Origin of the sequence: Desulfovibrio sp. JC022, from assembly GCF_010470665.1 — a bacterium.
GTDB lineage: Bacteria > Desulfobacterota > Desulfovibrionia > Desulfovibrionales > Desulfovibrionaceae > Maridesulfovibrio.
The window spans coordinates 171,732-195,688 of sequence record NZ_VOPZ01000002.1 but is presented as its reverse complement, the minus strand read 5'-3'; the positions used below and the strand labels follow the sequence as shown (position 1 = coordinate 195,688).

At 46.4% G+C, this 23,957-nt stretch carries 17 protein-coding genes; 13 read left to right on the top strand and 4 right to left on the bottom strand.

Features of this window, described 5'->3' with window-relative positions; all coding sequences use genetic code 11:
* Positions 1-46: 46 nt before the first annotated feature.
* Positions 47-2,317: a GGDEF domain-containing protein gene (locus tag FMS18_RS03885; protein WP_163292441.1), complete on the bottom strand. Its 2,271-nt coding sequence runs from the start codon at positions 2,315-2,317 to the stop codon at positions 47-49.
* 248 nt (positions 2,318-2,565) lie between these two features.
* Here FMS18_RS03885 and FMS18_RS03880 point away from each other — a divergent pair, with 248 nt between their 5' ends.
* The 13 genes from FMS18_RS03880 to FMS18_RS03820 all read left to right on the top strand — a co-directional run bounded on the left by FMS18_RS03880 (position 2,566) and on the right by FMS18_RS03820 (position 20,934).
* Positions 2,566-3,666 carry a glycosyltransferase family 4 protein gene (locus tag FMS18_RS03880; RefSeq protein WP_163292440.1) on the top strand — a complete coding sequence of 367 codons (1,101 nt, stop codon included), beginning with the start codon at positions 2,566-2,568 and terminating at the stop codon, positions 3,664-3,666.
* Positions 3,663-4,940: an O-antigen ligase gene (locus FMS18_RS03875; protein WP_163292439.1), complete on the top strand. Its 1,278-nt coding sequence runs from the start codon at positions 3,663-3,665 to the stop codon at positions 4,938-4,940. The genes FMS18_RS03880 and FMS18_RS03875 overlap by 4 nt, the downstream gene beginning before the upstream one ends.
* A 158-nt stretch (positions 4,941-5,098) precedes the next feature.
* Entirely contained in the window at positions 5,099-6,607 is a 1,509-nt protein-coding gene (xrtD, locus tag FMS18_RS03870) for a VPLPA-CTERM-specific exosortase XrtD (protein ID WP_163292438.1), read from the top strand.
* Between the two features lie 36 nt (positions 6,608-6,643).
* Positions 6,644-9,028: a tetratricopeptide repeat protein gene (locus FMS18_RS03865; RefSeq protein ID WP_163292437.1), complete on the top strand. Its 2,385-nt coding sequence runs from the start codon at positions 6,644-6,646 to the stop codon at positions 9,026-9,028.
* Between the two features lie 127 nt (positions 9,029-9,155).
* Complete coding sequence (locus FMS18_RS03860; protein ID WP_163292436.1) at positions 9,156-10,547, top strand: undecaprenyl-phosphate glucose phosphotransferase; 1,392 nt, start codon at positions 9,156-9,158, stop codon at positions 10,545-10,547.
* A gap of 74 nt (positions 10,548-10,621) precedes the next feature.
* A complete protein-coding gene (locus FMS18_RS03855) occupies positions 10,622-11,197 on the top strand; it encodes a polysaccharide biosynthesis/export family protein (protein ID WP_163292435.1) in 576 nt (191 codons plus the stop codon).
* Between the two features lie 38 nt (positions 11,198-11,235).
* Positions 11,236-12,906: a hypothetical protein gene (locus FMS18_RS03850; protein ID WP_163292434.1), complete on the top strand. Its 1,671-nt coding sequence runs from the start codon at positions 11,236-11,238 to the stop codon at positions 12,904-12,906.
* A gap of 12 nt (positions 12,907-12,918) precedes the next feature.
* Complete coding sequence (locus tag FMS18_RS03845) at positions 12,919-14,670, top strand: lipopolysaccharide biosynthesis protein (RefSeq protein ID WP_163292433.1); 1,752 nt, start codon at positions 12,919-12,921, stop codon at positions 14,668-14,670.
* A 17-nt stretch (positions 14,671-14,687) separates the two neighbouring features.
* Entirely contained in the window at positions 14,688-15,578 is an 891-nt protein-coding gene (locus FMS18_RS03840) for a polysaccharide biosynthesis tyrosine autokinase (RefSeq protein ID WP_163292432.1), read from the top strand.
* Positions 15,579-15,589: 11 nt separating this feature from the next.
* Positions 15,590-16,570: an ExeA family protein gene (locus tag FMS18_RS03835; protein WP_163292431.1), complete on the top strand. Its 981-nt coding sequence runs from the start codon at positions 15,590-15,592 to the stop codon at positions 16,568-16,570.
* Between the two features lie 14 nt (positions 16,571-16,584).
* Positions 16,585-18,525, top strand: a complete 1,941-nt coding sequence (locus tag FMS18_RS03830; protein WP_163292430.1) for a DUF4962 domain-containing protein — start codon at positions 16,585-16,587, stop codon at positions 18,523-18,525.
* Positions 18,522-19,496, top strand: coding sequence for a sulfotransferase (locus FMS18_RS03825; protein WP_163292429.1), 975 nt, complete (start codon positions 18,522-18,524; stop codon positions 19,494-19,496). The genes FMS18_RS03830 and FMS18_RS03825 overlap by 4 nt, the downstream gene beginning before the upstream one ends.
* Positions 19,486-20,934: a lipopolysaccharide biosynthesis protein gene (locus FMS18_RS03820; protein ID WP_163292428.1), complete on the top strand. Its 1,449-nt coding sequence runs from the start codon at positions 19,486-19,488 to the stop codon at positions 20,932-20,934. The genes FMS18_RS03825 and FMS18_RS03820 overlap by 11 nt, the downstream gene beginning before the upstream one ends.
* Here FMS18_RS03820 and FMS18_RS03815 read toward each other — a convergent pair.
* The 3 genes from FMS18_RS03815 to wtpA are packed head-to-tail and all read right to left on the bottom strand — an operon-like array spanning position 20,931 to position 23,787.
* Positions 20,931-21,968: an ABC transporter ATP-binding protein gene (locus FMS18_RS03815; RefSeq protein WP_163292427.1), complete on the bottom strand. Its 1,038-nt coding sequence runs from the start codon at positions 21,966-21,968 to the stop codon at positions 20,931-20,933. The two genes, FMS18_RS03820 and FMS18_RS03815, sit on opposite strands and share 4 nt — an antisense overlap.
* On the bottom strand, positions 21,965-22,753 hold the full coding sequence (locus tag FMS18_RS03810) for an ABC transporter permease (RefSeq protein WP_163292426.1): 789 nt from the start codon (positions 22,751-22,753) through the stop codon (positions 21,965-21,967). Before FMS18_RS03810 ends, FMS18_RS03815 begins: the two co-directional genes overlap by 4 nt.
* Before the next feature lie 56 nt (positions 22,754-22,809).
* Positions 22,810-23,787: a tungstate ABC transporter substrate-binding protein WtpA gene (gene wtpA / locus FMS18_RS03805; protein WP_163292425.1), complete on the bottom strand. Its 978-nt coding sequence runs from the start codon at positions 23,785-23,787 to the stop codon at positions 22,810-22,812.
* Between the last annotated feature and the right edge of the window lie 170 nt (positions 23,788-23,957).

Genomic DNA, 23,957 nt, shown 5'->3' with positions numbered 1-23,957 from the left:
TAGAACGGTTTCCGAAATAAAAATCGCAATAGCATGTATGCTGCTGCTATTTTTTTCTTCTTTCCCGAACCCAGCAGTTGCCTTCGATGGACTTGGCCCATTTTTTTAGAGATGCGGCCTGTTCGCCTATTTCCATGAGATTCTGGTCCGGTTCACAATCGAGGATTGCAAGGGACACTGAGACCAGTGGAAATCTGGAGATGGAGCCGTCGCGTCCTTTGCCTTCCATCCAGCCGTTACCCGCATCAGTTTCATTGTAGTTGTTCTTGACCAGACGTTTGAATATACGGGTTATGGACTTGCAGATGCGTTCAGCTTTTGAGGGGTCAGTAACCATAACAAAATCATCCCCGCCGATATGGCCTACGAAATCACCGCTGGCTCCATGTCTTTTGCCGGCCCATGAGATGATTTTGCTGATTTGAAGGATTATTTTGTCCCCGTTTTTGAAGCCGTAGGTGTCGTTGTAGACTTTGAAATTATCCAGATCAGCGTAAATTATGCTGTACTTTTCTTTCGCCTTCATGCGCCGGTCGATTTCTTTTTCAATGTCGAGATTACCGGGCAGACCGCTGAGCGGGTTTGTTCCTTTAGCCATTTCCACTTGTGCGTGGGCCAGTGTGTCGAGAAGACGCTGCACTGAAACCGTACCCATGAGCTGTCCTTTCCAGGTGACAATTACATCATCGTAGGCTTGTTTTCTGGCTCGGGCCATGGCCTGCTGTGAAACTTTTTCCACTGTGGTTTCAAGGTCTACAATTAGTGGTCCGTCATCCATTACCGATGCTATGGGTTTGTTGGAGTAGAGGGCAACTCCGTATTTGCCGGAAAGGTGTTTGTTCAGGTTGTATTCCATGACCAGTCCGCAGGGAAAGTTGTTCTTTACTACCACGATGCTGTTCAGCGTGTTGGTTTCCTTGAATATCTGCTGCACCATGGGAACCGGAATGTCTGATTCAACTGACTCAACTTTGTTGACCAGATTTTTTACCGGAATTCCATATGTTACGGTATTAGCAATTAGATCGGAGGTCCGGCGCAGGGTCAGAGATTCCGCACTGAGTTGTGGTTTATTTCTTTGTGGCCGGGCAAAAAAATATCCCTGACCCAGATGTACGCCCATGTCGATCAGTGTCAGGGCTTGTGCCTGTGTTTCCACTCCTTCCACGATCAGCTTGCCGCCGATTTTTTCCGCAAAGTCGGTGAAAGTGTCGATCAAAGCCCGGTTGACTTGGTTGGTTTCAATATTCTTGACAAATGATTTGTCCATTTTGATGTAATCGGGTTTGATTTCAGCAATGGAAGTCAGGCCGGAATAACCTGTTCCGGCATCATCTATGGCAACCAGATAACCTTGGTTGCGGTAATGATCCAATGTTTTGCGGAAGGTTTTGAAGTCCTTTACGCTGTGGCGTTCGGTAATTTCAAAGACAATATTTCCGGGTTTGAGACCCCATTTATCCAGCAACCTTTTTGTTTCCCCGGTGGTGAAATTGGGGTCGACAATAGTTCTGGGATGAATGTTGAGAAAAAGTTTGTGCTGGGGGCTGTGATCCCCGAATGTTCTGATAGCTGCTTCGCGGCATATTTTTTCCAGCTGAAACAATTTGCCGAGTTGTTCAGCCATGTCGAAAAGGGTTAGAGGGGAGCGAAAGGGTGAGTTTTGCGGCCCTCTTGCAAGGGCCTCCCAGCCGTGGATGGATTTATCGTTCAGGTTCACAATGGGCTGGTAGTGGCAGCGGATATCAGAATCGCTTAAGATTTCATTGAATTCATTGCTTAATTCCAGCTTGGATATGTCTACGTTCTTCTGGGCTTCAAGACGTGCTTCGCCAATGGATGAAAGAAAGTTTGACCATAGTTTGTTATTTGAATGCTGGGCATGAAATGATGAGTACCCGCTGTTTATGGTGACCGTGTTTCCGATGCGTCCGATCTGCTCGCTTTTTACCTTATTTTCAGTGTTTACCTTGAATTGATAGGCCAGTTCCTGCAAAGAGAATCGGTTCATTATATCTGTGGGGTCAAGCAGGAAGAATTCTCCGGCATTGAATGAAAAGATGTGAAAATCATTGTGTTGTAGTGTTGTTTTCCCTTCTTCTGTTATGGTGGAATGTATTCTTTCTTCCAGGTGGTCTGCCCATTCCGGGCCGTACATGGCGGAGAGGGTCGGGAAGTCCTGAATTGCGAAATAGAGTATGTTGAGCCGGCCTGCATTCTGAATGAGACTCCCTATGCCCGGTCCTTCCAGAATGTTCAAACTTTCTTCGCCGGTCTCGTATAAATCGGCAGCTTTTTTCTTTAATAATTGTAACATGTGTATCCCCGGTGATGATAGCGCGTAACTTGTTGGTCGTGTGAGAGTTTGTTCTAATAAACGGTATGAAAAACCTACGCTCAATCTGCCGTCGGTTGTTACTGCGTTGTTACAATGTGTTTAAGAATTGTTGCAGGAGGAAGGGACTGGGATATTGATCGAGCATAATCGGCCTTAATTCATAATTGACTGGAATAGTGGCGTTAGCTGGTGTATTTAAAGAAAAAACGAAAGAGGATGGAGGATTAATGCGCTTGCTGATTGTTTCCACTGATCTGCGCCACATGGGCGGAGTCGTTGAAACCGTGAAACTTTTGCTGCGTGAGCTTAGAGGCAGGGTGAATGTAACTGCCGTGCCTTTTGGGCGCAGGCTTAATCAGACTGGATTGATCCGTTATTTGAGGATTTTGGCCGACTATTTTTATTATTCATGGTTTCTGTGTTTTAATCGGTTTGATGTAATCCATATGAATCCGTCCATGAATATTCTCTCTGTGCTCAAGGAATCCGTGCTTATTACTGTTTTTTTTATGTTCGGATATTCGGGCAGGATTCTTGTTTTTTTTCACGGCTGGGATCAGCAGTTCTTCGAACGCATAGTCGGCGGGACTGTTTTTTCGCGAATATTTCGCCTGATTTTGAATAGGGCCGGAATGGTGGTTGTATTGTCTGAAGAGTTCAGGGAAAGCTTGAGCCGTGCAGGAATTGATCGCTCCAAGGTGCAGGTTGTCAGTACCATGGTGGACATGGGGAGTGTCCCTGATTCCTGTTCATGTAAAGATGATGGAAAATCACTGCTGTTTCTCTCCCGTATGATCAAAGGTAAGGGCGCAGATGAATTGCTTGAGGCTTTTTCTTTGTTGAGCGGTAAGTATGAAGGTCTGAAATTAGTTATGGCCGGAGATGGACCCGAGCGGGAACGGCTGATGGAAAAGAGTGCCTCCCTTAAACTTAAAAATGCATTTTTTCCCGGCTATATTCGTGATGAGGCAAAAAGCAGTACCTTGGCACAATCGTGTGTTTTTTTGCTTCCGTCCAAATCGGAGGGGTGTCCGGTTTCGTTGTTGGAGGCTATGTCTGTCGGTCTTGTGCCTGTGGTCACAGGTGTGGGGGGCATTAAGGATGTCGTAAAGCCGGGGCAAACTGCTGTGCTTCTCGATGAGGTAAGTGCCGAGGCTATAGCCGGGGCTGTTTCCGGGTTGATTGATGACCCCGGTCTAAGGGGGGGAATGTCTGAATTTGCCCGAAGCTATGCCCGTGAACATTTTGATTCCCGCACAGTTACTGAAAAAATTCTGGCTTTTTATGAACTGCTGAATTCTCAAATGCAAAACGGTGGAGTAGCATGACTACATTATTGTTCATGTTCTTTTTTTTCCGTCCGGTCATGTTTGTGGATATCGGATGGTTGGTCTTCGGTCTTAATGTTACCGAGGTCTTTGCTATTTTTGCTACCGGGATTTTGATCATTGCTTTTATTCTGCGTGCTATTGCTGCAAAGACGGTAAATATATCCATTGTTGATTTTTTTCTGTTTTCATTTGTGATCTGGGTTCTGTTTATTTACCTGCTTTATTTTGACCGCTCCCACATTAAAGATGCAGCAAAATTTGTTCTTCCATTTATTACTTATTTTGTACTGAAGAATGTTATTACCAGTATTAAGGATTATTCCCGCTTTATAAAGTTCATGCTTATCGGATATGCTATTCCTATCCTTGGCAGTACCTTTCTTATTGTGCAGGGGAAAGGGTTGTATACTGTATTATTCTGGAATAACCTTGCCCGTTTCTGCGGTGTGTATACTAATCCCCATAATCTTGGGCATTGCATGTCATTGTATCTCATGCTTCTTGTTATTTATGCGGTTATCTGCGCAAAATACGAGGATCTTGTCCCATTGCCTAAACAAAGGCTGTTTTTTGTTTTTTCATTAATGATAAGTATATTCGCCCTTTACTGTCTTTATAAAAGTTATGTGCGGACCTGCTTTTTGGGTTTTATCTGTTTTGTGTACTACTATCTGTTCAGGGGTAATAAGAAACTTCTGGCTCTTCTTACCGGGATAATGGGAGTGCTACTGGTGCTTTCCGCCGCTGTATTATATACTATTTTCTTTGATATGGTTGATGCCGCCAAAGGCCCGGATAAATCACAGTTCGGTTCGGGACGGCCCACCATATGGATGCATAATATTGAGGAATTTGCTGCTCAGCCGTTGGACGGTATCCTGGCCGGGGTAGGTGTCGGGAACATCAGCACCCATATCAAGTCGAGAAAACAGGTCGGTGATATGTGGAACAGCCATAATGACTTTCTCGATGTGCTTACCCAGACAGGGATTATCGGTTTTTTTCTGTTTGTAGCTTTTCAATTCTGCCTTTTCCAAAAAATACGATTACTTGAGGGCAAGGAGCGGTATGTCTTTCTTGCCCTGTTTTTGACCGTTACCTTCATGAACTTTGTCAGCAACAGTTATGTGACCCGTTTCGGGCTGGGGCAGATGTTCTATGCCGTGCTGGCTTATATTGAACTGCCGGAACATAAAGTCCGCAGGCAGCAGAAATTGGAAGCTGTGAAAGATGAAGCCGACCGGATAATTGAAGGCAGGGGACGTTTATAAATTCGAATCGGCGGTAATTGTTGTTGTAGAGAAAATTTTACTAAGTTTTTTATTTCAGCAGGTTTGATATTCCTGATCAGCTATTTTTCTGTTACTTCTTTTTGTATCTAGTTGTTTTGTAGGTCTTGCGGAATTTCTTGCTCCGGGGAGAATTATAAGTGGCAGCTGTTCTATCTTTTATTTCCGTTGTGGCAGCATGGGTCGCGTTGTACTGGGATTCTTTTCCTCCTCTTTTAAGACGGTGGAATACAGACGATTATTCATATTGCTGGCTGGTCGTCCCACTTGCCATATATGTGGCTTGGCAACGCAAAGATTTACTTCCAAAGGTCCTTACCCCTTCGTCCGGCTCCGGTTACCTTGTCCTGTTGCTGGGCGGTTTATTGTTTTTTCTGGGGAAGGCCGCGGCTGTGGACGCGTTGGTTTTTGTTTCCATGTGGCTGTGTGTAGTCGCGCTGGTCCTTTTTGTTTACGGCTGGCGGTCTATGAAAGCCTTTTTCTTTCCTTTGCTTGTGCTTGCGTTTGCCGTGCCGCCGCCGCCTTTTATCAACCGTACACTTACTTTTGAGTTACGCCTTATTTCATCCGATATTTCTGTGCGCATAATGCAGTTCATTGATATTCCTGTATTCAGGGAAGGTAATGTCATTGATCTGGGGGTTATTCAGCTCCATGTCGTTGATGCATGCAGCGGCTTGCGTTATGTCTTTCCCACGATTCTTCTGGGTATTCTTATGGGCTACTGGTTTAATTCCCGCACATGGCAGCGGGTTTTAGTTATCCTGTCCACCGTGCCCACTGCTATTTTTACTAATGCATTGCGCATTGCAATTGTGGGCTATCTGGCCCGCAATGTTTCCGTGGAGACAGCTGAGAGTTTTTTTCACGATGCTTCCGGTATTGTGATTTACCTGCTTTCAATTGTTGTGCTTGCCACATGGAGTCTGCTGCTGAATCTGTTGGGCGGTAGAAAGGCGGAGCAGCGGGCGGATTCCCGGCCCGGATATTATGGCCCCCCCACCGGGAGAGCTTTGCATATTTTTATAATGGCTGCGGTTTTGGGGCTGTTTTTTGCCGGAAATCAATATCTGCTTACCGGCAGGGTTGTTCCGGAGCGGATAAGTTTTGATCATTTTCCTTTGCAGATCGGTGATTATAGCGGGAAAAGAGAATATTATGATGAGAATGTTCTTAGGTCGCTTGGCTCTGATGATTATCTTGCCGGTGTTTTCAGCGGCAAACAGTCAGGGCGCGACATACTGGTTCTGGTTACCTACTATGATTATCAGGAACCGCAGCGGGCAGCCCATAACCCGGTCAGTTGTCTGCTGGGCGGTGGTGGTTGGAGTCTTGCTTCCTCCCGTGATCTTCCTGCTGATCCGCAATCAGGCCGACCATTCAAAGTCCGCAGGCTGCTTCTTGATAAGCCGGGGCAGAGGTTGCTGGCATTTTACTGGTTTCAGCAGCGGGGCAGAGTGATAACTGATGAATATATGAATAAGGTTTATCTGGCTGTTGATTCCGTTACCCGGCAGCGGACGGACGGTTCTCTCGTCCGGGTTGAGTTGCTGCTGGAGGATGGCGAAAGCGTTGAACATGGTCAGAAGGTTTTAGATAATTTCATTAAAAACTTTTCAACAAGGCTCAAACCTTATATTCCTGAATAGAGTCTCTGAATTGAATTTATAAATACGGGGAAATCAATGCGAAAGAATTTTCTTGCAGTGTTCCTGATAATTATATCTATCTGCCTACTAGGCGGCTGTGAAAAGCGGCGTGACGATTTTTACCAGAAGGCTGTAGAGTACTACAATAAAGGACTGTACGTCGAAGCCGGGCTTGAAATAAAAAATGCTCTTYCCATTGMTCCCGAATGTGCGCCATGCCGTCTTCTGCTTGRAAAAATAGCTTTGGAAAAAGGCAATTTTCAAGGAGCGTTTATCAACTTCAGGTATGCTACTGATCTTGATCCCGCTCTGGTGGATGCAAAGGTGGAGCTGAGCAAACTTTATCTGCTGGCCCGCGAATATGATGATGCCGGGGATGTGGCCCGTAAGGCCCTTAATCTGGACGCTTCTAATATTGAGGCTCGGTTGGTGCTTGCTTCTGTTCTTGCTGAAAACAGGAAGTTTGTCGAAGCAGAAAAAATGCTTGAAATCGCCTTGAATGAGGATCCGGGGAACCCTGATGTATATCTTTCCAGGAGCAGTATTTATGCTCGGCAGGATAAATTGAAAAAGGCAGAGGGAGCCTTGCTTGAGGGGCTTAGCCGTCTTCCTCGTGACAATTCTTTGATGATGAAGATTGTTGCGTTTTACCGCAGCAATAAACAAACTGAAAAGGCTTTGGAGTATGTGGACAAGCTTTTGCAAAACAGCAGCGGAGATCCCCGGACCGATGTTTTTGCAGCAGAATTTTATTCCTCTATGGGAGATGTTGCCAAAGCCTCGGAGTTAATGGCCGAAGTTGTGCGTAAACATCCCGAGGAAGCGGAGTACAGGGTTCTATATTCAAGGGTTCTTAATTCTCAGAAAAAATTTGTTGAAACCGAAAAGATTCTTAAGGAAGGATTGGCCCTTGATGAAACTTCATTGCCCATAAGGAGTTCTCTTGCGGGGCTTTTCATGTCGCAGGGGCGGCAGGAAGAAGCAGTGAAGATTTTATTGGATGGTGTGGCTCTCGACCCGGAAGGGGCCGAGAGTGCCGATCATGTTGTTTACCGTAAGCAGTTGGCTACCATGTTCTTGGATATGAATGAGCCGAAAAAGGCTATTGAACAGCTGGATAATGTAATTGAATTGAACCCTAAGGATGCTGAGGCCCATTATTTGCGCGGTCAAATTTATCTTTTTGAAGGGCGTGGCAATATGGCTGTTTCAGAATTCCGGCAGGTGGTCAGGGATAACCCTGAAAGTGCGCCAGCTTATGTCCTTCTTGCTCGGGCACATCTGATTAACGATGAAGCCAGTATAGCCATTGAAAACCTGAAAGAAGCCATAGCTCTTGATCCGGGGTATGCTCCGGCAAGGGAAGTGCTGATCAATACTTATCTTGACCGTAAGGACTGGCATCAGGCTATTCTTGAATTGCAGCGACTTAGGGAAAAAAGGCCTGATGATATTCAGATTGTGGCTGCAATCGGTGATGTGTATGCCATCAAAGGTGACAAGAACCTTGCCAATCGGACTTTTTCCGATTTGGCTAAAAAATTTCCTGATTCCCCTGTGGGGCAGATGAAAATGGCCGAACTGGCCCGTTCACAGGGTAAGGATTCGCTGGCGGAAAAACATTATACCGCTGCCCTTAAGATCGCACCTGACTCATTGGCCGCGATTCAGGGGAAAGTGGATATATTTATCCTTCAGAATAAATATACTGCCGCTACAAAATTTTGTGAAAAGCTGCTTCAGAAATTTCCTGACAACGCGAGAATTTATGAACTTCTCGGTCGTGTTTTCAGTGCAAGAGGGAATTTCAAGGCAGCTGAGACCAATTATTCCAGAGCGGTCACCCTTGCGCCGGAATGGATGCTGCCCTATCTGCGCATTGGTGACCTGTATGTGAGCAACAAGAAGCTTAAAGAGGGTATTGCTAAATTCAAGAAAGAGGTGGAGAAAGATAGCGTCAGTCCCGGACCGCAGTTTATTCTGGGTCTTCTTTACGAGCAGAGCGGGAAGTATGATAAATCAAGGGACGTTTACTCAAAACTTCTGGAACAGCATCCCGGATTTCAACTTGCGGCTAACAATCTTGCCTATCTGCTGGCAACCAAGTTTTCAGATAGCGGAGATCATATGGGGCAGGCTCTCAAGCTGGCCCGGGTTGCAGCAAGCAGCCAGAGTCCGGAAGCCCTTGATACCCTCGGCTATGTACTTTATCTGAATGGTGAGTATGAGCAGGCTTTGCATGTATTGAACTCAGCTTTGCAGGTTTTGCCTGAATTTTCAGCGGCCCTGTTTCATAAAGCGTTGGTTTACTATCGTGAGGGCAAAAATGATGAAGCGAAAAAGATACTTAATAAGCTTCTGAAAAGTAAGGATGATTTTCCTGAGCGTAAAGAAGCTGTTAATTTGCTTGAAAGGCTTTGATTTAAAAATACATTAAAAATTTATAAAGAAAAAATATGGGGGTTGCATAGTTATGCAACCCCCATTTTTTTTGCTATAATTTTAGTGAATTAGTTTGTTAGTTTTTTTTCTTTAGCGAGGAGGAATAATGGACAGGAAGATACATCTCTCTCCGCACATACTTGAGTCGTTGCACAGAATTGTGGATGTTGGGGCAGGTATTGCGATTTTACTCGCCCTTTATGATCTTCTTTCTCCAGCCTCCTTTTCCTCCCGTCCGACTCATATTGCTCTTTTGGCTGCTGTAACAGCGGCACTGGCCCTGGTTTCTTTTCACATTGCCGGAGTTTATAAGGATTGGGCCGGATCTGATCTTGTTCAGGAATGTAATCGTATACTTGTAGCTGTGTTTTTAGTCTTCGGCGGATTGTTGCTTCTTGGGTACGCTTTTAAGGTCTCCAGTATTTATTCTAGACGCGTCATCCTTGCGGCGATGGTTTTGTGGCCTGCTGTGCTTTGTCTTGAGCGTGTTTTTATCCGTAAGGTTGTTTCCGGTTTCTTTATCGAAAATGTAGCCAGCAGGAAGGCTGTTGTGGCCGGGTGCGGTAAGCTGGGTAATGCCCTTGATGAGTGGGTAAATGATAATCCGTGGGCTGGAATCAGGATTATGGCTTTTTTTGATTCTGCTGATTCGGGCTGTAAAGATTCAAAGCCGTGTGCCGGGGCATTGGAAGATTTGCCGCGATATGTAAATGAAAATCATATCCAGATTGTTTTTGTGGCTTTGCCTATGCGTGATGAGGCTATGCTCAATACTCTTTTGCAGGGGCTGGAAGATACTACGGCCCAGATTTATTTTTTTCCGGATATGTCCATTTTTAAGCATCTGATGGGTGGTGATGTGGCCCATGTGGCCGGACAGACTGCAATTGTGCTGCGGACGTCTCCTTTTGAAGGGATGAACGGATTTGTGAAGCGTATGGAGGATTTGATCGTCTCTGGTTTGATTTTATTTTTAATTTCACCTTTTATGCTCTTTATTGCGTTGGGTATAAAAATGACCTCAAAGGGGCCTGTCTTTTTTAAGCAATGGCGTTACGGGTTAGAAGGTGAGCCTTTCCAGATATATAAGTTTAGAACCATGAAGGTGCTGGAAAACGGTTATACCTTTACCCCGGCTACGGATAGTGATCCTCGTATTACCCGGTTCGGAATGTTTCTGCGTAAAAACAGTCTTGACGAACTTCCACAATTTTTAAATGTACTTGCCGGGTCCATGTCCATTGTCGGGCCACGCCCGCATGCGGTTAAAATGAATGAAGATTACCGCAAGCATATTCCCGGATACATGCTCCGCCATATATCCAAGCCGGGGATAACCGGACTGGCGCAGGTAAACGGTTATAGAGGTGAGATTAAAAGTGATGAGGATATGAAAAAACGCATATCCTTTGATATTGAATATTTGCAGAACTGGTCAGTGCTTATGGATTTGAAGGTTATTTTGAAGACCGTCTATAAGTTTGCCTGGCGACAGTAAATACTCATGTCCGAAAAATGACCTAACGGTCTAAATTCATTAAATAAGCATTTTGTGTTTTATGAGGAGGAGTTGTGAACAGCTTGAAATTCTTTGCTTTATGTCTTCTTGCCGCTTTTTTTGCATTGTCCCCTCTGGGAGTCTCTGCCCAATTGACTGTAAATGATGAATACAGGCTTGGCCCTGAAGATGTTGTTGAAATTTCGGTCTGGGGGGATGAAGAGCTTGCCAGAGAAGTTGTTGTCAGGCCGGATGGCGGTGTATCGTTTCCTCTTGCCGGGGATTTGAAGGCCGGGGGGCTGACTGTGAATGAACTGCGCGAGAAGGTTAAAAAACGTATTGCCGAGTTTGTTCCCGATGCCCCGGTAACAGTTATTTTGCGCAAGGTTGAGGCTCCCAAGGTTTATGTCATGGGAAAAGTGAATAATCCCAAGGTCCTCGTGATGGGGCAGGATATAACTGTAGTTCAGGCTCTGGCAATGTCCGGGGGCTTGAGTCCTTTTGCGGAGAGCGGCAATATTCTTGTTGTTCGCAGGAATAAGGACGGTTCCCAAATGGTTTTTCACTTTGACTATGACGAATTAGCTGAGGGTGAGAATTTGAAGCAGAATATTCTTTTAAAACACGGCGATACCGTTATCGTGCCTTAGAATATGCTTGCTCTAATCGTGTTTAACAGGGGAGTCGGATGTCAGGATCGTTTCGCAGAATCTTACGCGCTGCGGCATTCAGCCTTGTGCTGGTGCCGGTCTGCGTTGTTCTCGCAGGAGAAGGCGGTGTCTCCTGGCGGGTGCGGATTCCTGTGATTCAACCCCTTGAAAGTTGGTCCGGCAAGGCGGAGACAGGATCGGCAATTTTTGTGGCCGACCTTAAGCGTCCTGTTAATGAGGTGACATTGAAGGCTGAGCCTTTTGAACCTGTTCAAGATGGTGGCACAGAGTTCAGAGCTTCTGTTACTGATGATGTTGTGCGTAAGCGCGAAGCCGCTGTTCCCGTGTCAGCGATGAGTATTCAAGCAGGGGAGCCTACTCTGCTTTCAGCGGAAAATGTGTCGGTAGCGGAGAGACAGTCTGATTCTGTCTCGACTGAATTTGCCGGAAGTTCCCTGAAGGAAGAAAGGGCTGAAGCTCAGGAGCGCATTGAGGCTCCGTCCGTATCACTTGTCCCTTCTGAAAATGCCCGTGAGAAGGAGGCTATAGCTTCCGGTGATGATAGTTTTTTTACCACACCCAAGCGTGCGGCAGGTCTTTCCGGCAAGGTGGTTAAGATTAAGCCTACCCTTCGTTTGCGTGAGATGTATGACAGTAATGTGGATTACAAAAAGTTTGCTGATATGGTTACTGAAATTACTCCGGCCTTGAAATTGGACATCCTTGACGAGGATTTCAAGTTTAATTTCAGGGGTGAGTTTTTGTATCGCGATTATCTTAATCATAGTGAATTGGACAGGTATGATTACAATGTACAGCTTTCCGGTAAATACCAGTTTGCTCCCAGCCTGGAAGGTGGGCTTGAACTTGTCCACAAGCGTTATCATAACCTCGATCAGAATACATATGAAGCAGGCGGTGTGGATCTTGATCCCTCAATTATATTGAAAACATCTTTAACTCCTACAATTAATTGGCGAATGGGCGAAAGGGATAATCTTACGATCACCAATTACATTGATAAAACAGACTATGAGCGTAAAGCTGATTCTGACTATATTACTAATGTTTTAAATTTTATGTGGGGACATGCATTAGATAATGAGCGGACTACTTTGTATTTGGGTGAGATGAATACCTTTACCCATTTCAGCCGCGAAATGGATGATTTCAGGAGTGACCAGACTTCGTTTCAGGCGGTGCTGGGCATTGACCACCAGTTTACAGAAGCGTTGAAACTTTCTTTCAAGGGTGGTCCGGGATTGACTTTTTCCAATTATTCAAGCCAAACAACAAAAGGAGATGATATTAACTTCATCTATCAGTTCCGGTTTGAGTTGGGATATCGTCAGGAAGTTTTCAGCGTTGTTCCGGCCATTGAAAGGACTGTCCGTCCCGGACGATATGGTGAGAATGAAATTTATGACCAGGCGGAGTTGTTTTTTCGCTATAAGTTTTCTGAATATTTAACCTTGGACAATATAAACACATACTGGATGAATGAGTCTGACGGAAAGAGTGGCGGAAGCAAACATAAAGCCAAGGGTATCTTCTCTCAGGCGATTGTGAACTGGGTTTTTGAAGAGGACTGGAAGGCATATTGCGGTATGAGTGTTAATTGGTCGCATAACGAGATCAGTGGTTCTAATAATGAAAGGTTCAGGAGCTGGGTCGGATTGTCTTACTCTTTTCCGACTGAGATAAATTAGGGGAGCGGGCATATGCAGGAAAGCTCGGATATTGCATATTATCTGGATGTATTAAAACGCAGGAAATTCCAGTTTCTTCTTCCGGCGGGAGCGATCTTTACGTTGATCGTGATTCTGGCTTTTGTGCTTGCCCCGGTCTATAAATCCACGGCAACTATTCTGATTGAGGATCAGGATATTCCGCAGGAGCTGGTGCAGACTACAGTTACCGGGTTTGTTGAAGAAAGATTGCAGTCTATTTCTCAGATTGTTCTCAGTCACGGTAACTTGCTTAATATTATTAAAGAATTTGAGTTGTATCCCAATCTCGTCGGTAAATATACAACTGAGGAAATCATCACCAAGATGCGTGAAGATATTCAGTTGGAGCCTATTACCGCAGATGTCACCAACCAGTATTCCGGCCGTCCGGGGACAGCCACTGTGGCATTTACCCTTTCATATGAAGGACGCAGTCCGCAGAAAGTAGCGCAGGTTGCAAACGTGCTTACGTCTCTTTACCTGAAGGAAAACCTGAAGGAGAGGGAAGAAAAAGCTAAATCCACTTTTGAATTTCTTGAATTGCAGCTAGCTGAGTTGCGTTCCGAAATTTTGGAACTTGAATCCAGCATCGCCATTTTCAAAGAAGAACACGTCAATGAACTTCCGGAATTACTGGTTCATAACATGAATTCCATGGAGAGGTTGCAGCGCGAGCTTGATCAGGTTCAGGAGCAGATTGCTTCACTTAAGAATCGCAAGGTTTATCTTGAAGGCCAGCGGGCCAGCATTGATCCGCACTTGCGTATTGTTGCGAATGACGGGACCCGCTTTCCCACAGCAAGGGAAGATCTGGAAAAGTTGCGCCGGGAATATCTTACCCTGCAATCCCGTTATTCTTCGCGGCATCCTGATATACTGGCTATGAAAAAGCAGATAGACGCACTTGAGAAAGACGTTGATGCTGCGGACAATATTGATGCCCTCAATCGGGAAATCAAGAATAAAGAACAGGAATTGTCCATCCTGCTCAAGCGATATTCGGATAAACATCCTGAAGTGATCATGCTTCTCAGGCAGATTGATTCCCTGAATGAGAGTCTTGAGGAAGCGGCTTTGCAGGAAAGTATGTTTGATTCTGCATCGGATATACCGGATAATCCGGGATATATTCAGATTGAAACCCAGATTGCTTCCACCGAACTTGAGATTGCCGAGGCGGAGCGTAATTTTCAGGAATTGAGCAATAAATATGCGGCCTACCAGCGCAGGGTTGTCAGCACTCCGCAGGTGGAGCAGGAATATAAAATTCTGCTGCGTGATTATGATAATGCCCAGCTAAAGTATCAGGATATTAATACCAGACTTTTGGCCGCCCGTGAGGCCAAAGGTTTGGAACAGAGTCAGCTTGCGGAGCGGTTTACCCTGATTGATCCGCCTATTGTCCCTGAAAAGCCTATCCGTCCTAACCGGCTGGCTTTGATTCTTGTCGGTTTTGTACTTTCATTAGGGATTGGCGCGGGAACCGGGACGGTTCTGGAATTCATGGACCGTTCCATACGTAGGCCGGAAGAACTTTCCGCCATTATTAAATATCCCGTGCTGGCTATTGTTCCCTATTGGCAGACTGAGCTTGAGGCACGGGCTATTGTGCGCCGGAAGTGGAGTATGGTGTTGACGGTTCTTTCTTTGATGGTTGTTACCGTGGCAGCGGTACATATTTTCTTTATGCCGCTTGATATTATTGCGGTAAAAGTGATTCGCAAGGTTATCCTGAATTTTTAAAGGTACAGGGAGTCATCATGAGCAAATTGCTCAAGGCTGTTGAAAAAGCAAGACGCAACCGAATTCTCCAGGAAGATCAGGTCGTAGCAGATAGTGAGGATCCTCATGTTGAAGCTGCTGCTTCGGATAGGCCGCCTACTGCCCCTGTCTCTGAACCAGACTCCTGCGAGCTTAGTGATAACGATGATTCCGTGCAAAGTTGTAGTATTCCCGCGTCATTTTACAGCGATGACATTGTTTTGGATGAGTTGGAACTTGCAAAGAACAGAATTCTTACCAAACACAGTAATGCTTCTTTTACCGATATATATAACCTGCTGCGGACCCAGATTTTTCATCGTACCAGAAAAAGCATGCATAATGTACTGATGGTTACCAGTGCCATGCCCGGAGAAGGAAAAACCATTACTTCCATCAATCTTGCCATAAGTATTGCCCGTGAAGTGGATCAGTTTGCGTTGCTGGTGGATACTGACATGCGTAACCCCAGCATCCATAAGTATCTGGGGATTGAAGTGGAAAAGGGGCTGACCGATCATCTTCTCCATGATATTCCTGTTTCTGATCTGCTTATAAAGCCGGGGATAAACAAGCTTTCTTTTCTCCCTGCCGGAGAACCCATCAGGGGTTCAACCGAAATTCTCGGTTCGCCAAAGTTGCAGGAGTTAATTACAGAAATGAAGGACCGTTATCCGGACCGTTATGTTATATTTGATTGTCCGGATCTTCTGCACGCTCCTGACGCATTGGTTTTTTCAAGTTATGTTGATGGAATTATTTTTGTTGTGGAAGCAGGTAAAACTTCACGTGAATATGTCCAAAAGGCTCTTAATCTGCTGGAAGGTCGTAATATTATTGGTGTTGTTTTAAATAAGACAGAAAGGGAAAGCTTGAATGTTGTCAGCTGAGGCGGTGGCTAATGTATCTTGAATTTTACGGTTTAAAAGAAAAGCCTTTTAATATCCTCCCCGACCCGGAATATTTCTATCTTAGTCCGTGGCATCAGCAGGCAATCACCCATATTGATTACGGGCTGATGAACGGGGATAGCCTGATTCTGCTGACCGGGGATGCGGGTACCGGTAAGACCTCAATTATTTATAAGCTGGTGATGGAGTACAGCGAGGATACCATTGTCGGGGTTATCTTTAATAGTTCAGTGGGCAGTGATCATATCGTGGAAATGATTCTTACTGAACTTGAGGCTGAAATGCCTGAGAATCCTACCCCTGCTTCTTGTCTCGATGCTTTGCAGGAACATCTGCTTAAGATTTATACTAAAGGTGAAAAAAAGGTCCTGCTTATTTTGGATGAAGCCCAGAATTTGAGCGACGGTGCTCTTGAACAGGTGCGCATGATCTCCAATTTGCAGGCCGGTAAGGATAATCTTATTTCTATCCTTATGGTCGGGCAGTCCGGCTTTCGCGACCGTTTACGCAAGGCCCGCTATAGTCAGATTGTGCAACGGATTGTGGTCAGTGCCCACCTTTCACGTCTGCGGGAGCAGGAAGTTCAGGAATATGTTTATTACCGTTTAAGACAGGGCGGGGCTGAAGATCCGTTTGCAATTTTTACCGAGGGAGCTGTTGCGAAGATCAACGAGTATTCCCATGGCATTCCGCGTAATATAAATGTGATTTGCGAAGGGGCTTTAATTTTTGGTTTTGCTGACGATATCAGACCCGTTACAGCCGAAGTGGTGGAGACGTTTGCTCAGGAGAGGATCAGTGATGGACTCTTGACTGTCCCTGAACGTTCTGAGCGTTATAAAGATGAAGATCTTGGATTATATGTGGAAGAATTGGAGAAGAGGGTAACCAGTCTTGAGTCCTCTGTGGGAATTGTAAAACGTACTTTGGTGAAGATAATTAAGAAACTTAAGCGTGTTACCGCTAAATAAGCAAAGGGGTTTACATGCGGCTGGGAACGGTTGTCGCAATAGTTGTTTTGTTCTCGGCAATATGGACTACACCGTGTTGCGCGGCTGATCCTGATTATTCTGTTTTCAAATCCCGTCCCAGACTTTATTTTAATGAATCCCGCCTTGAAGAATTACGCTCCCTGAAAGATGAAAAACCTTATTCTGATTTTCTGCGTATTATCCGCAAACGTGGTCGCGGACTTGTAGGCAGCCGGGCACCTGCCAACCTTTTGCGCTATAATGATGAAACTTTGCGCCGCCCGGCTGACGGGTTGGTTGATCTTGCTTTTTACCATTTAATTAAAGGCGACCCTTCTGCATTTGTCACTGTGCAGGATCTTTTACGGACCTTTTGTATTTCGCCCCGCTGGGCAAGCAACGAAGATATCGGGGCTGCACATTCCATTTTTGCACTGTCTCTCGTTTATGACTGGTTTTACGATGACCTTTCCTCGGCCCTGCGGTTGATGGTCAGGGATGCCATTATCGAGCATGCGGAAATTCTGGATGAGATTATCCGTACCAAACGGCTTTGGTGGGCACAGTCCCGCGGGTTGCTCCAGAACCATAATTACGTGAATTCCGGTGCGCTGGCTGTGGCTGGTATTGCGCTCTATGGAGAAGATCGTCGGGCCACAAGGTGGCTGAAGACCGCTGCGGATAATTTCAAGCAGGTTCTGCCTTTGCTTTCCCCGGACGGTGCCTCCCATGAAGGTATCGGTTATTGGAGTTACGGGGCATTGTGGCTGCTTAATTATTATATGGCCATGGCTCCGGCACAGGGGCTGGAGATGGTCCGTTCCAGCGGATTTTTACGTAATACCGCAAAGTTTCGGCTTTATGCTTCCCTGCCCGGTTTTAAATACAATGTGGATTTTGCTGATTCTCCCATGGTGGACTTTTACGGTCCGGGCGCGACCCTGCGTTGTCTGGCCCGAATTTTCAAGGATGGTCGTGCCCAGTGGCTTGCCGCGGAGGTCGAGCGCAAGAGACGTATGAGCACTGTGCTTTGGCAGGACTATATCTGGTATGATCCTGAAGTGCAGCCGCAGGACCCGCAAGGATTGCCGCTACACGCATGGTTCGGAAATCTCGGAATTCTGCTGACTCGTTCATCATGGCAGGATGATGCTTCGCTTGTTTTTTTCAAATGCGGTCCGCCGCAGGGATTTCATGCCCAGTCCAAGAAAATTTACACCGGATCACATATTCACCCGGATGCCGGACATTTCGGCCTTTGGTTGGGCAAGCGTTCATTGGTCAACGATGATGGATTCCTGCTTAAGAAATTTTCACTCAATCATAATCTTCCGGTCTTTAATAAAATTGGTCAATTGGGAGAAGGTACCGACGTTTTTAATCTTTATGATTATAAGAAGGGTAAGGGGGCTACTCCCGAACCGCGTTTTGTGAGTGGTGAAGGCTTTCAGGCTGTAGAGGCTGAGCTTGCCGGATATTACCCGGTTTCAGTACGTCCCAATTCCTGGAAGCGGACAATTGTGGTTGTCGGCGGCGAGGATGTTTTTGTGCGTGACCGGATTGTTCCTTCCGGCAGCACCAGCATTTATTATCCCATACATCTCTACCGCAAGGCTCGTCTGCTTAGAAATGCAGGTAAGGGGAAAGTCTGTATCGAACGGGATAGCGGGTATGCATTAAATTTTCATGGGGATGGTTTCAGGACATCCTTCAAGCGGTATGCGGGATTATTGCGTTTTATGGGCAAGAAAATTCCCCGTTCAGGGATGCTTTATCAGGCTGAGCGTAAAACTTCTTCCCCTTCAACTATGTATACTGCTGTGGGCCGGACTGTTGAAGGGGGTACTGATCCATCTTTGTTTGGAAATTCAGTCGCGGGAGATATTATTGAGGTCAAATGCCGCAGCGGCAGGTACAGGATTGATTTTTCAAAGCTTGAGGTGCTGAAACTATGATCCATGCATTCATAATTTATGACAGCAGGTCCGGCTCAACTCTACTTTCCTCTCTACTGAACCGCCATGCCGGGGTTGTGGTGGCACAGGAAAGCCTTTTTATTTCCCTTGTGCTGGAAAATTTCCGGGATGAAAAGTCCATGACTGTGAATGGAGTGCTGGATCTTCTTTATTCCGAACCCCGTTTTCGTGAATGGAATGTTGATCGGGATATCTTGCGTAGCCGCTTGAATAGGCTGGACCAGTTAACCTACCGAGCTGTATTTGATACCGTGTTTGGGGAATACCTCAAGATTCGCGGCGAGAGCGGACCGGAAGTACTGGTTATTAAAGGGGCGCGCTATGATTTCCATTTGGATATGCTGAGGAAAATATATCCCGATTCGCAGTTTATTTTCTTGCTCCGGGACGGGCGGGCGGTTTTCAATTCCAAGCTGGATATGGTTTCAGTGACCGGGATGAAGATGTCCAATAATATTTTTCAGGCCGCTTTTGATTGGAAGAGAATGCTGGGCAGGCTTAAAGGGCAATCGCTGATCCGGTTGCGTTTTGAGGATCTACTTGCTGATTCTGAAGGTGCTGTTACGCGCTTGCTTGGTGTGTTGGGTGTCAGTCCAACTGGTAAAGAGATTACCTATACCCAGCAGGATTACTATCAACTGATTGGTAAAAAACAAAAGCATCTGCATGAAAACGTGGGCCGGGACCCTGATCGAAAAATAGCCGTGAAGTGGAAAGATATTTTAAGCCCAGCACAAATTCAGCTTTACGAGTTGATCTGCGCTCGTGAACTTTTAGAAAATGGATACGAACTATATGCGCCGAGCAATGTGCCGTTTACGGAAAGTGCCGGGCTGATTCTTGGGCAGGCTGTGCATTGGCTTTGGCTTAAGGTGCGCAATTTTTTTTATTATGCCTTTATTGACCGGAGTCTCCTCCGCAAGTTGAAGGAAAGACGGTTTGAGCAGTGATCATTCCAATCTGAAGAAGCTGGTTCTCGTCTTTACTGCCAAGGGAGTTAAGGGCGTGGGCGGCTTGCTGCTGGCATGGGTGTTGGCTAAAAAGTACGGGGCTTACGGTTCCGGGCTTTTTTTCATCGGCTATACCTTTGCCTTTCTTTGCGCAAATTTAGCCCAGCTGGGTATTGGGAATGGCTGTTTGCGTTTTATCCCCCAGCTAAAGAGTGAGGATGACGGCAATCTTTCATCTATGTGGACTATTTCACAGTTGATTGTGGGGAGCTTTGCCTTGCTGCTGTGCGTGGCGGTCATGGTTTTTGCCAAACCTGTGGCCGGATTGGTCTTCAAAGATGTGTCAAAGTGGGCGTACGTTTTTTATGCTTCTCCCATAATTTTTTTCTGGAGCCTGACCAGAATCAACATCATGGTTCGCCAGAGTCTCGGTGATATGTCCGGGATTACATTGGTGGAAAACCTGATAATCCCACTGGGGATGCTGGTTCTTTCCGGTTTAGCCTTTGTGGTCGAATTCAGCGTGCTTGGTTTTTTGGCGGCTGTGACCTCACTTTATATTGTGTCATTTTTGTACGCATTTATGAGTACGCGCAGGGATTACGGTTTGAAATTTTCCATTGGCCTGCACAGTTCATTGGGTGTGCGGGAAATACTTGTTTATTCCATTCCGCTTTTGATTATTGCTTTTTCCCAGACTTCGTTGATCTGGATAAATACGCTCATTCTCGGTGCAGTCGGTTCGGTTGTGGAAGCTGCTCTTTTTGTCGCAGCGATGAAAGTTGCAGTGTCCATTTCCATTCTGCTCTATACTTTCAACAGTGTTTATGCCCCGCAGATTTCCACAGCCTATGCCTGTGACAATAACGATTCCATCCGTAACCTCTACCGTGATGTCACTCATGCATTGACTTTTTTTTCGTTTATCCTGCTGGCCGGGGTGGCTGTGTATGCGGATATGATCATGTTTTTTTTCGGTGCGCAGTACAGTGCCGGAACAGCATGCCTGCTCTGGATGTTGCTTGGGCAGATTTGTAATTGTTATACAGGTCCGGTGGGCTACCTGCTGATTCTTTCCGGTAAGTCAAAGCTGGAAGTCTTCAACACTGTGGCCGGACTCATCCTTAACGCGGGATTATGTCTGCTGCTTTACAACAGCCTTGGGGTTAGCGGAGCCGGGCTGGCTTTTTGTCTTTCAAATGTGTTGATCAACCTGTTGCGCTATTTCCAGTGTCGCAAGTTTTTCGGCATCAGCTGGCTGGATCGCAAACAAAAATTCTTTATCTGCTTACAGTTGCTGTTGGTGGGTACTTACCAGATTTTCAATTTTAACGAACTTAATCGTGAAGTGTCGGTTGCGGTCCTGCTTGCCGTGTACCTGCTTTTAAATTTCAGTAATATTAAAGTCTTGATCGGGAATTTGCGTTCTCAGCATTAAAACAAGTGCAGACTTTGTTCCGGGATGGCAACTTTTATGGGTAAGCCCGGCTCAAGCTCACCGTTACCAATCATCTTGCGGGGCACAAGGGCGTAAATATCCATGCCGTTATAATCCAGTGTAACCCGTGCGTGGAAACCACCGGCAGTAATACCTTTGATGGTGGCGTAAAAGCTGTTCTGTCCGTTGCGTTTACTTATTTCGCTGCCCAGCAGTACTTCTTCCGGCCTGAAGGCCAGCCTTGTTTCAGATCCCTTCTTCTCCATTGTACATTCTAATTTCAAATTGCCCAGCTTTACGCACTCCTTCATGGGAGTGCAGAGATATATGTTGCTCATGCCCACGAATCCGGCCACGAATTCAGAGCCGGGAGAGTTGAAAATATCCCTTATTTTTCCTTTGCGGATAAGTTCCCCGTTCCTGATGATAGCTCCGTTGGTGGAAAGATAAAGTGCTTCGTCAAAATCGTGGGTGACCATTACAAAAGTTATCCCTGTTTCGCGGTGCAGGTCTTTGAGCAGGTCCTGTACCTCCTGCCGGAAAGCAGGGTCCAGTGCGGAAAGCGGTTCATCAAGCAGCAGCACTGCCGGATCTACCAGCAAGGCGCGGGCAATAGCAGCGCGTTGCCGTTCACCACCGGAAAGATGGCGGGGGGTGCGGGTGAGTAGGTGGGAAATATTGAGCTTCTCAGCAAGTTCGGCAGCTTTGCGTACAGCCTTAGCTTCGTTGATTCCTTGGTATTTTGCACCGAAAGTGATGTTTTCCATCACGCTCAGGTGCGGGAAAAGGGCGTAATCCTGATAGACAATGGACAGTCCCCGTTTTTCCGGGGGTAGATGGGCAATTTCATTGCCGGAAATTTTAATGGAGCCGGAAGAAATCGGAACCAGCCCGGCGATTGTTTCCAGCAGTACGGATTTACCGGACCCTGTGGGACCGAGCAGGGTGAAGAAGTCGCCTTCAGGAATGTGCAGGTTAATATCCTGCAAGGAAAATTTTGGCAGTTCAACGTTAAGTTCTTCTATTTTAATCATGATTCCCTGCTCCCCACTCCGCGTGAAAGAAGTCGCAGTGCCGCAAAGAGCACCAGTGAAAGAAATATCAGCCAGATAGCCACCGGGCGGGAGTACGAAAGACCGTAAGCAGTAAATCGTTCGTACATGAGCACCGGAGCGATCATGGGATGGTAGGCCACGATGACTACTGCTCCGAATTCGCTGAGCGCGCGGGCCATGCACATGATCATCCCGGTGAGCAGGGATCGCCAGGCAAGGGGCAGGGTGACCCGGATAAACGTCTGGGTTGGTGAAGCTCCCAAGGTACGAGCCGCTTTTTCGAGTCTTTCGGGAACGTTTTCAAATCCGTCCCGTGCGGCATTGAGATAGAAGGGCAGTCCTACGAATACCAGAACAGCAACAATCCCCGTATTGGTGCCCATGATACGGATTCCGGCATCAATTAATATCTGTCCGATCCAATGGTTGCGTCCGGCGATTGAAAGCAGGGCAATACCGATGACCGGGTGCGGGATCATGATCGGCATGTCGATGATGGATTCCACCAGCCCTTTGCCTCTGAAATCCTTGCGGGCCAGCAGGAAAGCGAAGGGGGTGCCGATGGCGAAAGATATGAATGCCGCCAGACCGGAGCAGAGCATGCTCCGGGTAATTGCTGCGCGTACATCCGGGTCCATGATGGTCTGGAGCAATTCATCAACGCTTGAGCCGAGAATTAACTGGCTTAAGGGAACAAGGATGAAGCCGAGGACCAGAATGGTGGAAATAATAGAGCTGACTGATGTTCTGTGGATTTTTTTCATGGGTGGAAAGCAGGAAAGCCGGGCGGTTGATCCCGGCTTTCCTGTGTAAGGTCAAATTATTTTTTTACTTTAACGAGTTTTTGCAACTGTGCAGGCATGTTTTTGACCATTGTTTCGTCAGGAACAATAGCCGGAACAAAGGGAGGCTGGCCCATTTCGTTAAGGATTTTCAGGCCGCCTTCGGGGGAGAGCATGTAAGCCATGAAAGCGGTGGCTGCTGCTTTGTTCGGGGCGTCTTTGAGTTGGGTGATGCCGTAAGTGATGGATTTACCGGTACGCTCAATGGTGGTTCCGGGTTTCTTGCCGCTGACGGTTACCTTCGCCTGCTTGTAGAAGTTGTTGTATTTGTAGTCGGAAAGATTGATGTGTTTATCAAGGGTGATGTATTTCAGACCGTGCTGTACTGCTACGGAGAGGTATTCCCAGGCGTAATCCATGTTTCCAGTCTTGAGCAGGGAGATCAGCTCAACGGATTTGGGGCGGACCCATTCCTTTTTGCGCTGGGAAACCAATTTCTTATAGAGTTCAGATTTACCGTAAAATTTTTCAGCCAGCTGCATGACCATTACGCTACGGTAGCCGCAGGGATCGAGGTTGGGATCGGAATGTCCCCAGACAACACCGGTTCTGGCAAGAATATCGTACCAGTTGTCAGCATTGATTTCTTCTGCGAATTTGGATTGGTCGGTGTAGCAGAGCACCAGCTGGTTGGTGGCGAAACGGATGTTGAAGTCCGCGTATTTAGGAATCAGGTTTTTGTCGATGACCACGTAGTCAGCGGAAGCCATGATGTCGGCAGGCTTGCCTACTTCGGAAATCATGCGGGCCATTTTGGTGGAACCGCCGGCTTCGCGTTTGATGTCTACACCGGGGTGCATGGCTTCAAATTCTTTTTCCATCTTTGCAAGGGGGACGGAAAGGCTGCCGGCGTGGAACATGATGACATCACCGCTGAGTTTTTCGGCGGCAAATGCCGGGGCAGCGGATACCAGTGAAAGCATAACGAGCATTACTCCTAAAGATACTAAACGCATTGTTTTCTCCAATTATGAGTATTTAAATTTTTAAGGGAATTGGAATAACCGTATATTTAGTAGGGGAATTATTGTCAAACGCGACTTATGTCATTGGCTGCATAATAGATTGTCGCTGATCAGGCAGAATGGGTTTTGATATTTGGGCAAAAAAAAGCAGCATATTAATG

Excerpts from the sequence above, each read along its gene's own strand:
- FMS18_RS03815 (WP_163292427.1), bottom strand. The coding sequence starts at position 21,968 with ATGATTAAAATAGAAGAACTTAACGTTGAACTGCCAAAATTTTCCTTG.
- FMS18_RS03845 (WP_163292433.1), top strand. The coding sequence starts at position 12,919 with ATGCAGGAAAGCTCGGATATTGCATATTATCTGGATGTATTAAAACGC.
- FMS18_RS03840 (WP_163292432.1), top strand. The coding sequence starts at position 14,688 with ATGAGCAAATTGCTCAAGGCTGTTGAAAAAGCAAGACGCAACCGAATT.
- FMS18_RS03875 (WP_163292439.1), top strand. The coding sequence starts at position 3,663 with ATGACTACATTATTGTTCATGTTCTTTTTTTTCCGTCCGGTCATGTTT.
- FMS18_RS03885 (WP_163292441.1), bottom strand. The coding sequence starts at position 2,317 with ATGTTACAATTATTAAAGAAAAAAGCTGCCGATTTATACGAGACCGGC.
- FMS18_RS03880 (WP_163292440.1), top strand. The coding sequence starts at position 2,566 with ATGCGCTTGCTGATTGTTTCCACTGATCTGCGCCACATGGGCGGAGTC.
- FMS18_RS03860 (WP_163292436.1), top strand. The coding sequence starts at position 9,156 with ATGGACAGGAAGATACATCTCTCTCCGCACATACTTGAGTCGTTGCAC.
- wtpA (WP_163292425.1), bottom strand. The coding sequence starts at position 23,787 with ATGCGTTTAGTATCTTTAGGAGTAATGCTCGTTATGCTTTCACTGGTA.
- FMS18_RS03830 (WP_163292430.1), top strand. The coding sequence starts at position 16,585 with ATGCGGCTGGGAACGGTTGTCGCAATAGTTGTTTTGTTCTCGGCAATA.
- FMS18_RS03835 (WP_163292431.1), top strand. The coding sequence starts at position 15,590 with ATGTATCTTGAATTTTACGGTTTAAAAGAAAAGCCTTTTAATATCCTC.
- FMS18_RS03825 (WP_163292429.1), top strand. The coding sequence starts at position 18,522 with ATGATCCATGCATTCATAATTTATGACAGCAGGTCCGGCTCAACTCTA.
- FMS18_RS03850 (WP_163292434.1), top strand. The coding sequence starts at position 11,236 with ATGTCAGGATCGTTTCGCAGAATCTTACGCGCTGCGGCATTCAGCCTT.
- FMS18_RS03810 (WP_163292426.1), bottom strand. The coding sequence starts at position 22,753 with ATGAAAAAAATCCACAGAACATCAGTCAGCTCTATTATTTCCACCATT.